Source organism: candidate division KSB1 bacterium (genome assembly GCA_034506395.1).
Classification (GTDB): Bacteria; Zhuqueibacterota; Zhuqueibacteria; order Thermofontimicrobiales; family Thermofontimicrobiaceae; genus Thermofontimicrobium.
Genome location: JAPDPQ010000039.1, coordinates 1 through 13,122 on the forward strand (window position 1 = coordinate 1; position 13,122 = coordinate 13,122).

10 protein-coding genes are annotated in these 13,122 nt (G+C 47.3%); all 10 read right to left on the reverse strand.

The window, feature by feature from the left end; all coding sequences use genetic code 11:
- Positions 1–853 (reverse strand): hypothetical protein (locus ONB37_17705; GenBank protein MDZ7401998.1); only part of this gene is annotated, 853 nt, incomplete at its 3' end.
- A gap of 4 nt (positions 854–857) precedes the next feature.
- Positions 858–2,324 carry an oligosaccharide flippase family protein gene (locus ONB37_17710; protein ID MDZ7401999.1) on the reverse strand — a complete coding sequence of 489 codons (1,467 nt, stop codon included), beginning with the start codon at positions 2,322–2,324 and terminating at the stop codon, positions 858–860.
- 1,520 nt (positions 2,325–3,844) lie between these two features.
- A complete protein-coding gene (locus tag ONB37_17715) occupies positions 3,845–4,996 on the reverse strand; it encodes a glycosyltransferase family 4 protein (protein ID MDZ7402000.1) in 1,152 nt (383 codons plus the stop codon).
- Positions 4,993–7,410 (reverse strand): FG-GAP-like repeat-containing protein, encoded by a 2,418-nt coding sequence (locus ONB37_17720; protein ID MDZ7402001.1) that lies wholly within the window; start codon positions 7,408–7,410, stop codon positions 4,993–4,995. The genes ONB37_17715 and ONB37_17720 overlap by 4 nt, the downstream gene beginning before the upstream one ends.
- A 75-nt stretch (positions 7,411–7,485) precedes the next feature.
- Entirely contained in the window at positions 7,486–8,271 is a 786-nt protein-coding gene (locus tag ONB37_17725; GenBank protein ID MDZ7402002.1) for a class I SAM-dependent methyltransferase, read from the reverse strand.
- A 42-nt stretch (positions 8,272–8,313) separates the two neighbouring features.
- Positions 8,314–9,627 (reverse strand): glycosyltransferase family 4 protein, encoded by a 1,314-nt coding sequence (locus tag ONB37_17730; GenBank protein MDZ7402003.1) that lies wholly within the window; start codon positions 9,625–9,627, stop codon positions 8,314–8,316.
- A 480-nt stretch (positions 9,628–10,107) separates the two neighbouring features.
- Positions 10,108–10,443, reverse strand: coding sequence for a hypothetical protein (locus ONB37_17735; protein ID MDZ7402004.1), 336 nt, complete (start codon positions 10,441–10,443; stop codon positions 10,108–10,110).
- Positions 10,440–10,748 carry a hypothetical protein gene (locus ONB37_17740; protein MDZ7402005.1) on the reverse strand — a complete coding sequence of 103 codons (309 nt, stop codon included), beginning with the start codon at positions 10,746–10,748 and terminating at the stop codon, positions 10,440–10,442. The genes ONB37_17735 and ONB37_17740 overlap by 4 nt, the downstream gene beginning before the upstream one ends.
- 20 nt (positions 10,749–10,768) lie before the next feature.
- On the reverse strand, positions 10,769–11,914 hold the full coding sequence (locus ONB37_17745; GenBank protein MDZ7402006.1) for a glycosyltransferase: 1,146 nt from the start codon (positions 11,912–11,914) through the stop codon (positions 10,769–10,771).
- Positions 11,911–13,014 carry a glycosyltransferase family 9 protein gene (locus ONB37_17750; GenBank protein ID MDZ7402007.1) on the reverse strand — a complete coding sequence of 368 codons (1,104 nt, stop codon included), beginning with the start codon at positions 13,012–13,014 and terminating at the stop codon, positions 11,911–11,913. Before ONB37_17750 ends, ONB37_17745 begins: the two co-directional genes overlap by 4 nt.
- Between the last annotated feature and the right edge of the window lie 108 nt (positions 13,015–13,122).

The window sequence follows — 13,122 nt, forward strand, 5'->3', positions numbered from 1 at the left end:
CGCCGCCACGGATAGAGTAGTGGGAATATTCGTAGACCGAAAGATAGAGCACGGACGACAGCATCAATCCCGCCAGGACGGCTGCCGCCAACAGCGCCCCCGATTTCAAAATCGGCAGCGGCTTTCGGTTTTCTTTGAATTCCAGGATGGCCTGAAAAATAAAATAGATGCCGATCATTAGATAGGTGTAATAACAGACCTGAATGTGGGCCCGCAACAGTTGGAAGCCAATGACCAGCGCTGTGATCGCAAAGTAAAATAGATTTTTCTTTTCGAGTAATTGCTTCACCGACCAGAAGATGAGGGGGATCAGCACTACGGAATAGAATTTGGTGTTATGGCCGAAGGCGGTGAAGGCGATGAACTGCGGCAGGAAAGTGACCGCAATGGCCGAAAACAGACAGGCGTAGCGATTGAGGTTCAGCGACTTCAAAAGAAAATAGGTCAGAAATCCCAATAAAACATAATTCAGAATGATCACCATGAACGGCGTCAGTGGGATGATCTGGCTGATGCCCAGGAGGATATAATTGACGATGGTATCGACGATGTTGATCAGCGGTGCTGTGAGGCTGCCCAACGATGGCATGCCCGAAAAGATGTACGGATTCCAGAGGGGATAGATGCCTCGATTCAGCGCATCATTGATAAATGGTTTAAAACTTCGAGAATTGAGTGCGTCTGGCGCTAACAGGGTTTTCCCTTCAAATACGACCTGGTAATAGAAAATAAGCAATAGGATGAACAAAATGATTGCCGTGGCCCAATTGGGATGGCGGGTGAAGAAGCTCTCCTTCGGTTGTTTGGGAGCGGTTTTGACAGCAGCAAATTTTTTGGATTTCTTCTTGGCCATAAAATTATCTCCTTACTCGATTGATGGTCTCGGTTATAATTTTCTGATAGCCTGCAATTTCGGTTGCCCGAAAGAATTTGAATACATATAAAATCACTGGGTAACTCAACACCAGCATGAATTTCACAATGAGAGAAAGAACCGTCGATTCAAAGGTCAGCCTGTTGCCCAGCAGATAGAGCGCTGCACCGATGATGATAATTTTTATGATGCGAAGCCACTCGTAAGGTACAAAATGCAGCCGCTGGGAGACGAAGTACATGGTGATCAACGTGATGCAATAGGCGATGGTGGTGTTCACTGCCGCCGCCATCATACCGTATTGGGGGATGAAAATGATATTCAAGCCGATGTTGATGATCGCCCCCAGGCCGTAGATGATGGTGTAATAGAACGTTTTTACTTTCAGCAGGACGCCGATGTCGACGATCAAAAACAGCCCATAAAATATGTACGCCAGTGCCACCAATGGCACGGCCTTCACGCCGACCAAATACGCTGGAGTGCTGAACAACAGGATGATCTCCCTGGCGAACAGGGAGACAGCTAAAAAGAGCAGCGTTCCCAGTAGCAGAAAATAGGTAAACGCTCCCGCATAGATTTTATTGGCCTCGGGCTTGTGCTGAACGGAAAAGATGAACGGCAGCCAGGCAGTTCGGAACGGCGTTACCAGCAGCATGTTGATGATCATCCCGAACTTGTAGACGATATCGTACTGCCCAACCTCAGCGGCTGAGCCGTACCAGTTCAAGAGATAGCGATCGGCGATGGTGAGGGCGAAGCTGGCCACGGCACCAGGCACCATGGGCAGGCCGAAGTGCAGCAATTTGCCCAGCATCTCTTTTGAAAACGAAAAACCGATGGGCTTGAAAACCGTGATGGCCGCAATAACGAACACGCCGATGGCCGAATAGAGGCTGCTTTTGACCACGCCCAATACGCCCTGGTGCAACACCAGAATGTAGTACAGATTCAGGCCGACCAATAATATGAAATGAACGATATTCAATAGCGAATAGAAAACAGGCCGCTCGATGGCCCGAGCATACGCCAGGGCGAACTGCCGAAACAGATTGAACAAAACCGAACCGAAGATGAATTTCAAATAAATCGCCTGCTGCGCCGATTTGAAGATGAGCAGCGAAATAAATTCGGCCTGGATGAACAAAATGGCCAGGACGATGATCGTCACCGCACCCGAAAAAATGGTGGCTGTGGAGAAGACCGTCCGCCGCTCTGCCTCGGTGGCGCCCTCGTGGTAAAATTTGAATACCGCCGAGGCCAGTCCCAGCGTCAGCACCAGCAGCAGGGTCATCTCAGTGTAGTTGAGCAGCGCAATATCGCCGACCTGATCCGTGGGCAACTTTTTGGTGTACAGCGGAATCAGGAAAAAGGCGATGGCTTTGATGATGGCATCGCCCAGGCCATAGATCAGCGTTTGGCTGGATAGGCGTTTGAAATATTCGATCATGAAAAATTAGGCTTCAATTATAAAAGAGTCTACTCTAAAAAGGTCGGTTTTCACCGAAATTTGTATGAGCCAGTCATTGCGATCTGTCCGCCAGTTGGCGGGCGGAAAAGCGATCTCAACTGGCAGAAGGGATTGTACTCTGGCCAGCATCTTCGACTTCGCTTTGTTTCACTGCGCTTGGAACGACTTCGTCCCAAAATTGATTTTTAGATTGGACTCATAAATCTTATTCAAATTGGCTGCCTTCACGATCCGTTTGTCAATTAGTGGATCGCAAGGGTGCTAATTAGAGCTAAGGCTGAACATCCCCCTGGCCCCTTCAAAGGGGGGAATCGAACATCCCCCCTGGCCCCGCTTCAAAGGGGGGAATTCGAATGGCCCCCTAACCCGCTTCAATGGGGAGAATTCAAACATCCTCCTGAATCCATTGAGCATTTGCAAGGATATTCAAAATTTTCAGCGAGTGCAATATAATAAAAAATTGGTTCTTTTGCAAGCTAAACTCTTGTTCTTAGAACAATCGTCTTGAAATGGGTATGGTATCAAATGATGAAGGGTGAATTTTTAAAAGCCCAAGGAAGAGCCTTTCGTTGGGAGCTCAGAGGATGCGTGAAAACGTCTGCTGTTTCGGTTATTCCGAACGGATCCGTCTGCCATTCGGCGGATGGACGGAGGAGTGAGCAATCTTTATGTCTCAAAAACATCGTCCATTAACCAGTTTCTATGGCAAAATTCCTCCAAACGATAAAATGTCAGGCCGTCCGCCAGTTGGCAATTAAAGTTGACCTTGGTATCCCGAATGTTAGCATTTCATTTAACCTCATTCGCTTATTTCTTGCCTGGGTGTAGTTTTCGTTTTCGATCCTGGATAAGGTAATAAGGTTTTGGGGGTGGGGTTTTTTTAGGCTACTAAGGTTGATAAGGTTTTCCGTTGGCTCAATGAGCTTATTTTCTCAGATCAACCTTAGTAGCCAGGGCGAATCCCATCCAATGAACCTTATTACCTTATTTTCGATCTACTGAAAAACCAGATTTCAAAATAAGCCAATAGGGTTTCGGGATGGTTGGTTTACATTAGCAACTGAGGTCAATTAGGTTTTGTGTTGGCTCAATGAGCTTATTTTACCAGATCAACCTTAGTAGCCAGGGCGAATCCTATCAAATGGACCTTATTACCTTATTTTCGATCCACGGAAAAACCAGATTTCAAAATAAACTAATAAGGTTTTGGATTGGTTGGTTTTCATTAGCAACTGAGGTTAATAAGCTTTTGTGTTGGCTTAATGAGCTTATTTTCTCATATCAACCTTAGTAGCCAGGGCGAATCCCATCCAATGAACCTTATTGCCTTATTTTCGATCTGCGGAAAACCAGATTTCAAAATAAGCTAATAAGGTTTCGGGATGGTTGGTTTTCATTAGCTACTAGGGTTTCAAAAGCCAAATAAGGTTTTTATGATCGCTATTATTCAGTTGTGTTATTGCTTCCGCATTGCCACAGCGTTCCTAAACCTCCGAGGTTTAGGAACGCTTAGCGAGGCCAAGATACAGTTCTTCGATCCTTTTCATCCAGATGCGATGATCGGCTCGTTCGGTGACGAGCTGCCGATTCCGCTGGGCGATTTCCTGGCAGAGAGCGGGATTTTTGAGCAGGTGAACAATGGCCTGGGCGGTGGCGACTTCATCTCGGACGGGAACGATCATGCCATTTTCTTCGGGAACGATCCAATCCCGAAACACGGGCAGATCGCTGACCACGGGCACAGCACCGCAGGCCATGGCCTCGGTGAGCGAGCCTGGCATGCCCTCGGACGAAGTGACCGAGACGAAAATATCGGCCAGATGATAGTATTCGGCAATGCGCTGATTGGGCACGGCTCCGACCAGCAGCACTTCATTGGTAACTCCCAATTCCTGGATCAGCCGTTTCAGCGCCTGCTCCTGCTCCACGGTGCCACGATAGAGGAAGACAAATTTCACTGCTGGAAATTCTCTTTTGACCAAAGGGATGGATCTCACGATGATGTCCAGGTTGTACACTTTACCCAGCATGCGGGTGCTGAGTACCACCTTTTCATCTGTCAGTCCTAACTGGCGGCGCAGGGAGTCATTGCCTCGACGGAAGGGAAATCGGTCCAGCTCCAATCCGCCCTGGATAACCTGCACTTTGGTCTGGTCGATGCCGAAGGCGATAATCTTCTGGTTGAGATCATCGGAATTGGCGGTGATGAGATCGGCTCGGCGCAGGGCTTGGCGGGTGAGATAGCGATACATTGTCGAGCGATTTGGATCGACGTTGATATCCGAGCCCCAGGCGGTAAGCACCAGGGGATGAAAATTGGCCATAGCGCCGATCCAGCCGCAGGCGGAAATGTAATGGGCGTGCAGAATATCAAAATGAGAGCGATGCAGCAACGATCTGGTACGGAGGATGTTCTCGACGATCAGATATTTGGAATAGAACCCTCGCCAGCTTCGCAGGCGTTTCCTTGGCCATGAGTTTTTGCCACCATGAATTTGAACACCATCGAATGTGCCCGCAGGGACAGCCGCAAAAGTATCGGGATAAGGCACGAAATGCACCTCATGCCCAGCCTGCACAAAGTAGCGCAGCCAGCGCTGCACATGGATGGCAGCAGGATCGCCGAGGAATAGGAGTTTGAGAGGGGTCATTTTAGATACAGAACTTTTCGTACTTGTTCAAAATTTTGAGTTCGCATTCGGATCAAATAAACTCCAGATACGACCGATTGGCCTCTTTCATCACGTGCGTCCCAAGTGGCGATTTCGATGCCTGCATTCTTTTGGTCGTTAATGATATTCTTGACCAATCGCCCCATCAAATCATAGACATCAATGGTCACAGGCGATGTGTGCGGTATCTGGAATTCTATATGTGTAAAGCTATTGAATGGATTCGGATAAACATTAGAAATAGAGAATGACTCAGGTAAGGATGGTTCGTCCTGACCCAGAACATTTGTCCCAATAATGCTCAATGATAGGGTATCGTTGCTCGGATTTTCATCTTCCATCAAAGACGAGAAAAACTTGACGAAAAAGGGACCCTGTCCAGAAACATGCCAGCGACCGAATTCAATCTGCAATGTATCCTGAGCTGGGAGAGCGATTACAGTCTGAATGCCTCGATAAACAAGGGATTGCACATCATAAATTTCGCAGGTTACATCAAATAATGACTCTCCAAAATAGCCGCAATTTTCAATGGTGGCAATGGGAATGATGCTTGATTCAAAAAATGAGCTACTGGGGGAAATAATGCGAAGCATCTTTATATCGTGATTGTACGCAGCATAGACTTTCTTAGAAATTTGGTCATTTCTCGAGTTCAGATCATTGGCTAAAGAGACCATAAAACGAATTTCATATTCTGTTCCCCTTATCGGGCGCCATGGAGAAAAGGAAATCGCTATCTGGCTCAGGCTGGATAAGTGATCAACTGTTTTTATATCATTGTAAATGATTGTTCCAAGTGAATCAATTATGCATCTAACAGAGAAATTAGCTTCGTCGTTTTTTCCAATGTTTTTAATAACGACCTCAGGAATAATCGTGCCTGCGACAATCTGAGACGATGGATTCGTTATTCTCACGATCATCATATCATGTTGAAGCCTTTCCTCGTAAATTGTCAAAATTTGATTCGCTGACACATTGGTTGTATCCCATATAATTCCCGATGGCCAAAAAATAATCAGACTGTCTATTTTTTGCGCCTGGCCCAGGCCGAACTCTAATGGGAAACTGTCTTGGGAATAATAGCCCGCACCACCACTCGCCTCTCGAATTTGTTGTTGATTTTTGCTGATTATTTTTGCTCTGGCACCAATAGCACACTGATTGCTTAATGTTCCAATCAAGTGAAGGATAAGCCAATTGTTATGGTTGCCATTATTTTGATAGAGGTGAGTCCCTGTTGCTGTATAGGTTGTTGTTAGTAAATCCAGGTCGCCATCGTTATCATAGTCGCCAAAGCTGGCTGTATTGCCACAGGAATAATTGGTTATGCCCGATGTACCAATTGTTTCAACAAATTTTCCATTGCCCTGATTGTGGAATAGATATTCTCTGCCGCCCCAAGCGTTATAAAGATAAAGGTCCAAATAACCATCATTATCCAGATCGCCCCAGGCGCAGCCACATACCCCTTCAGCAAGGTCCAATCCCGAGTTGACGGTCGCATCGATAAAAGAAATTCCTTGCTGATTCTGAAAGAGGACGCCATGATTATAATTGTTTGCTACAAAAAGATCCAGAAACCCGTCGTTATTGTAGTCCCCCCAGGCACAGCCATATCCATTTCCTGAATCGAAAATACCGACTTGCTCGGTAACCTCTGTGAACGTTCCATCATGATTGTTTTTATATAATACATCCTCAGCCTGGTTATTTACAAAAAGATCGAGGAAGCCGTCATTGTTATAATCTCCCCAGGCCACGCCTCGACTCTTAGCGTAAGCATGTCCGTCGACACCTGCTGCAAAAGTGACATCAGAAAATGTCCCATCCCCATTGTTGCGATAAAGGATATTCGCTTGGCCGAGCTCAAAATTCACCACATAAATATCGACAAAGCCATCGTTGTTATAATCGCCCCAGGCACCAAAATAGCTGTTCAGATTGCAGCCTACTTTGGCTTGAACGGTAACATCTTCAAATGTGCCATTACCAAGATTCAAATAAAGGATATTGGGGAGATCTCGATTGCAAACATAGAGGTCGATAAAACCATCATTGTTGAAATCCGCCCATGAAACGCCAGTGGTCCACCCTCGAAATCCAACTCCAGCAGTCTGTGTAACATTCGAGAATGTGCCATTTTGATTATTCATGAATAACGCATTTTCGCCAAAACGATTCCCAAGATAAAAATCTAAAAATCCATCATTGTTGAAATCACCGAAAGCAGTTCCGCTATCCCATGGACCAGTTACTTTTGCCAACTCGGTGACTTCAGAAAAATTAATGAAAGAAGTTGGATTGGCTTGAGCGAGTAAAATTTCAAATTGCGCCAGCAATGATATGGTAAGCAGTAGCGCTGTGGCTAATATGTGATTCTTGCTCATGGCGAAACCCTCCTCAATTTCTCTAAAGGCCAGTAAAATTTATCGGAAGTTTACGCTTGAAGCATCTCAAATGATTTAATCTTTCTCTGCAACCCCAAAAAGATAAAGCCCCCACCGCTGTGAAGCTTTCGTGGAAGAAAGCGCATGAAATAGATTTGACGGAATATTGAGCTTACCCAGTGAATAAAAAATCAATGGCGACAATGTATAAAAGGTCGTGATTTCAATTTTTTTTAGACCAACTCGATCAAAAAGTCGGGCCAGGTAATCTGGACGCCAACGCTCTTCATAGCCATAATTGGTGGAAACAAAGCCTCGATTGGTAAACCGCATTTTAATGCGGGCTTTTTGTTTGTACCATTTAAATAGAATATCAGCGAACATCCAATCCCAACGCAAGCCATTGGGAACTGAGATGACTATTCTTCCCCCTGGCTTCAGAAATTCTGTCCAATATTTTAGCACTTCCTTATGATTCGGGAAATGTTCCAATAGACCAAATGAGATGATCCCATCAAATCGATTTTTATCAAAAGGCAATTCTGTTGCCGAATAGTTGAAGATAACATTTTTGTGACCCTTTTCATGCAAGAGATTTTGGGCTTTTTCGACAGCGACTTCAGAGGAATCTATGCCGATGCAATCAATTCCCTTTTGCAATAGATAGAGAACCCATTTGCCGATTCCACAGCCGATATCCAAAACCCGATCACCTTTATTGAGATACTTGTCAAGCACTCCCATCACATTTTGGGTATAGGCTCTTTCTGTATAAATTTCTAAGATTGATGGAGTCTTGCTTGCCTGCAAAGAATCCGCAATGTTGTATTCTAACCAAATGTCTTTTTTATCAGCATCCATGATTTTATGACTCTCTTGAATGACGACTGGCAAACATTTTTTCTATTGAATTTTCCCCCCAACCTCTCTCATTACCTCCCCCAACCTCCTCGTCAATTCCCGCCGATCGAACGACCGAACTTTGGTCTCGTCCAATTGAGCATTATTCAGCTCGTTTTTCTTCCATCGCAGATACAAATTTCTCAACGCTTCTTTGATCTGCTGGATATTCGATGGATGAACCACGATTCCCGCCTTCAGCTCACAGATCAGCTCGGCGGCGTCGCCCTCGGGGGCCAGGGCCAGAATGGGCTTGCGGGCGCCCAGATATTCGAACAATTTGCCCGTCAAAATGCCCTTGTTGGCTGGCGCATCATCGATAATCAACAGCAGGACATGGGAGGCCAACAGGTACTGAATGCTCTGCTGATGCGGCACATAAGGAATGATTTCGACCATGCCCTGGAAGGTCGGCTGGCGCAACATGTCCTCGATGAACCCGCCGATGCGGCCTACAAAGGTCAGTTGGAGCTGCTGCTGCAACTCGGGCAGCTCGGTCAGCAATTCGGCCAGGGCTTGCAGCAATGACTCGGGATTGCGATGGCCGTAGAGCGAGCCTGTGTAGGTGATGACCATTTTGTCGTTGGGCGGATAGGCTGAAACGCCCTCGAAGTCGGCGCCATCGTAGCCATTGGGCAGCAACAGCCAACGCCCATCCACCAGTTCGGGATGGCGGCCTCCCAGGTCCTGGGCAATGCCGCTGGATACGGTGAGGATGCGATCGGCGGATTTGAGCACCGAATGTTCCAGATAGCGGTCGAATTTATCAGGCCATTTGGGCCGTTTGGCCGAGGAGAGCCAGCCGACCCATGAGTCCCGAAAATCAGCCACCCAGGGCCTTCCCGTGAGCTTCTTCAGCCAATAGCCGATGAGGTGACAGGTATAGGGCGGCGCCGAGGAGTAGATGACATCGATCCCTTCGTGTTTGATCGCTTTGAGGCCCAATGCCACGGCGAACGGCAGCCAGCCCACACGGGCATCGGGGATGAAGAAACTGCCCCGAATCCATTCGGCCAGCCGCTCGCTGAATTTTTTCTTCTGCACAGCGTCCCGTGATAAAGTGGCGATGTCCACCGCCTCGTTCATCTGGCGGCCCGTGAGCTTGCGATAGAGCTGGTACGGCTCAGGGATGTAGCTGCGATAGACGGTCAGCTTCGGGGGCAGCTCGGCCAGCAACGATTCATCGTAAGCGGGATAGTCGGCATCACGGGCGGTGAGCACCACTGGCTCCCAGCCCACAGATGGGAGATATTTGACGAATTTCAGCGTCCGCTGTACGCCAGCCCCACCACTGGGCGGGAAGTAATAGGCGATCATCAGGACTTTATTTGGGGATGTCATAATTTTTAGGCGTTAATTTTTTTCTCCAACGGATAGAAACAATCCAACGGATGCTAATTCCCCACGGATGATAAGACAGCCACGGATTTTCTTTTTATGAAAATTATCCGTAGAAGACTTCTCATCTGTGAGAAACTTCATTTATCATTTTCTCGAATGGAGTAAAACAGGCTAATGGATGTTAATCTCTACGGTTCATAAAACACCCACCAATGTTTTTATTATGAAAATCATCCGTGGAGGTTGTATTATCCGTTGGGAAGATTTTGCTGCACTTTTTCAAACGGATTTTCATTTCCACGTATTATGAGATAGCTACGGATATTTTTTAATGAAATTCATCCGTAGGAGAAGCTGTAATGCAATTTGGCAAATTGCGTTACAGCCTTTGACCGCAGGCAATACATAAAGAATCAAAGGTTGAAAATCAACGTCATTTTTTTGCTGCCATCAGGCTCAGGGCGATATCTGATAATGCTGCTCAATCGCTTTGATAAATTCGGCAAATGTCATGGCGGTTGTGAGGGGGAGATGATTAGCGGGATTTTCGAATGGATGGATATGCCATCCACCTGTATTATCGGCGCCAAAAATGCGATTACCACTTTCGATCAGCGCATAAGCGATCCTATCGGATTGTCGATTATAAAAAATATCAATGAAGTTGCCGATCGTCAAAGGCACCCTTATGCTAATAGAGGCTAAACCAATCTGGCGAACGATGGGGACATCGCAAATCCGAGCAGCAGCAGCTACCTCAAATATGTGATGCTGAAATTCTCGGATTGTCATTGCAATTCCTCGAGCAGATGTTCCAAATTTTGACGTTCTAGCACGGCAGCTTCCCACTCCCAATAATCTTTCTCGACCTCGTACGAACGCTTATTCGGGATTTGATCCTTGTCCCAGGCAATTTTGAATTGATCGAAGGTCATCCGATAGCGCTCCTCAAACCTGGCAATTTGTTCAGAATAGTTTTTGAGTTTTAATTGGATCAAGTCCCTTGTTGCCAAAGGCAGCGCTACATCGATCCGCTCTTCCCCTGTCAAATGAGTTAATATTTTATGAATTGGTTTGCTGATAGTGACTTCGCTCATGACATTTGAATTCCTGATTGTTATTCGTTCGCAACTAAAGCTGGCGTTAGAAATTCCTCAATCGCCACCGCCAGCCGCTCCCAGGAAAATTGCTTCTTCTGCTCTTTGATATTTTCCGTGTAGGTCTCTTCTTTTTTCTCTTTAAAAAAACGAAGTATGGCCTGAGCCAGCGCCTGGACATCCTGGGCGGGAACCACCAGGCCTGTCACATCCTGCGCCACAGCTTCGGGCAGGCCCCCCACATCGGTGGTGATCACGGGCTTGTTGTAATTATAGGCGATCTGCACGATGCCGCTTTGCGTGGCGGAAACATAGGGTAGCACCACGACATTGGCCGCCGCAAAGTACAATCCCACTTCCTCGTTGGGGATATAGTCATCGAAAATTTGTACTGAATTCTGCAGCCCCAATTGCTCGATCTGGCGCAGATATTTGGTCTTGTCGTCGTAAAACTCGCCCGCCACCAGCAGCTTGATTGGCATCTGCTCTCGAATAATTGGCAGCGCTTCAACCAGAAGGCTCAGGCCCTTGTAGGCTCGGACATAGCCAAAAAATAGCAACACATGTTCGTCCAGGCCGATGCCCAGTTTCTGTCGGGCGGCTTCTGCGGTGTAATTCTGTTTAAAAATTTCATAAACGGGATGCGGCACCTCTTTGAAGTTCGCCTGGGGTCGGAAGCGCAGCAGATCAGATCGAACGATGCTCGATTGGACGATGAAATAATCCACAAAAGCCAATCCCAATCGATTCAGCAGAGTATCTCCCAATTTCCTCTCGTGCGGGACGATGTTGTCGCAAATGTACAGCACCCTCGTTCGAGTGAACAGTCGGGTTAAAAAAGCGATACTGGCATAAGCAGGCGCAAAGAACGGCAGCCAGTATTTGAAAATGATCAGATCAGGCTGCTGGCGACGGATCTCCAGAAACGTCCTGATCCAGCTCAACGGGCCGATCGAATCCAACAGCGGTTTACTCGGGATCGGCTCGACCTCCTTGCTCGAGTCCTGCTGGGTTTTGCCAGGGAAAAAAATGCTCGGATACTGGCGTTTGAACGAGATGATCTGCACCTCGTGGCCCCGTTGTCGCAGGGCTTTATAGAGCAGGGCGACGTAATGGGCAATCCCACCCCGCATTGGATAAGATGTTCCGAGGATGATGATCTTCATAATTGGCTCAAGAGACGCTCACATGTTGTTAGAACCGTTGGCACATAGATATGTTCCATGCTGTGGTGCGGGCATTCACGGGCGAAAAAGCAATCGCATTTGATGGCAGGCTCGAGGATTTCGCCCAGGCCGTACAGCTCAAACTCGTGCTTATTGAAAATATTATTGAACAGAACGATCTTTTTGCCCAGACCGATGGCGATATGGGTGGCCATGGTCACGGCGGTGACGATCAGATCGCATTGGTCCACCAGATTGATGAACTGCGGCAGCGGGAAATGCCCCAGATAAGTGGCGCCGCTCTGTTGAGCGATGCGGAGATTTTTCTCATGTTCCTCAGGGCCACCCAGGATCAGCACGCCGTTGCCCTGTGCTTTCAACTGGCGAGCCAGTTCGATCCAGTTCCTTTCGGGCCACAATCGGGAGGGCCAGCGACCGCCGCAGCCCGTGTTCAGCCCAACGATCGGTTTTGGCTCCGAAATGTTCCATTGATAATTGCGATCGGCAAAGTTGCTCAGAATATATTTCTCACCCTGAAATTCAAACCCGCAGATCTCGAAGATCTCCTGGGGATAGCTTTTGGTATTGGCTTTGTTGGCCGAATCGAACACGCCCGTGAGAAATTTGGCCTCAGCATTTTGATCCAATGGATAGCAGCGATTGAATTGGTTCAATCCAAACCCCTGCTTCTTTCGGGCAGCAATTTGATTGGCCAGGGCACAGGCCTCCCGATCCTTATCGAGATTGATCAGCAGATCGAACTGGGAGGCTTGCAAGGCGACGATATTTTTCAAATCGAACGACAGAATTTGATCGACCCAGTCCGCTGGCACCAGTTCGGGCGATTGGGTGAGCCAGGTGATATGTCTGGCGGGATAGACCTGCTTCAGCTTGCGCAGCAATGGTGTGGTGCGAATCACATCGCCTGCTGCTCCCAGCTTGATGATCAAAATTCGTTCTTTAATGGGATCGTAGTGCGGGCAAGTTTCGCAGATGACGTTCTCTCGCTTGTGCGGAAGGCAGGGTACATCGCCCTTGAAGTGGCGGCAATCCTGGTTGATTTTCAGGTCCTTAATTGGAGTCATGATGTTCGTGTTCAAGTTAAAGCTGCCAGATGAAAAAGTATTCCTCAAAATGTTCCAGTGGATCTAGCCCAAAATCAACATCCAACTTTGGTCTTGGGAGGCAAAATATCAATCAAATATCTA

Excerpts from the sequence above, each read along its gene's own strand:
- ONB37_17710 (MDZ7401999.1), bottom strand. The coding sequence starts at position 2,324 with ATGATCGAATATTTCAAACGCCTATCCAGCCAAACGCTGATCTATGGC.
- ONB37_17715 (MDZ7402000.1), bottom strand. The coding sequence starts at position 4,996 with ATGACCCCTCTCAAACTCCTATTCCTCGGCGATCCTGCTGCCATCCAT.
- ONB37_17720 (MDZ7402001.1), bottom strand. The coding sequence starts at position 7,410 with ATGAGCAAGAATCACATATTAGCCACAGCGCTACTGCTTACCATATCA.
- ONB37_17725 (MDZ7402002.1), bottom strand. The coding sequence starts at position 8,271 with ATGGATGCTGATAAAAAAGACATTTGGTTAGAATACAACATTGCGGAT.
- ONB37_17730 (MDZ7402003.1), bottom strand. The coding sequence starts at position 9,627 with ATGATCGCCTATTACTTCCCGCCCAGTGGTGGGGCTGGCGTACAGCGG.
- ONB37_17735 (MDZ7402004.1), bottom strand. The coding sequence starts at position 10,443 with ATGACAATCCGAGAATTTCAGCATCACATATTTGAGGTAGCTGCTGCT.
- ONB37_17740 (MDZ7402005.1), bottom strand. The coding sequence starts at position 10,748 with ATGAGCGAAGTCACTATCAGCAAACCAATTCATAAAATATTAACTCAT.
- ONB37_17745 (MDZ7402006.1), bottom strand. The coding sequence starts at position 11,914 with ATGAAGATCATCATCCTCGGAACATCTTATCCAATGCGGGGTGGGATT.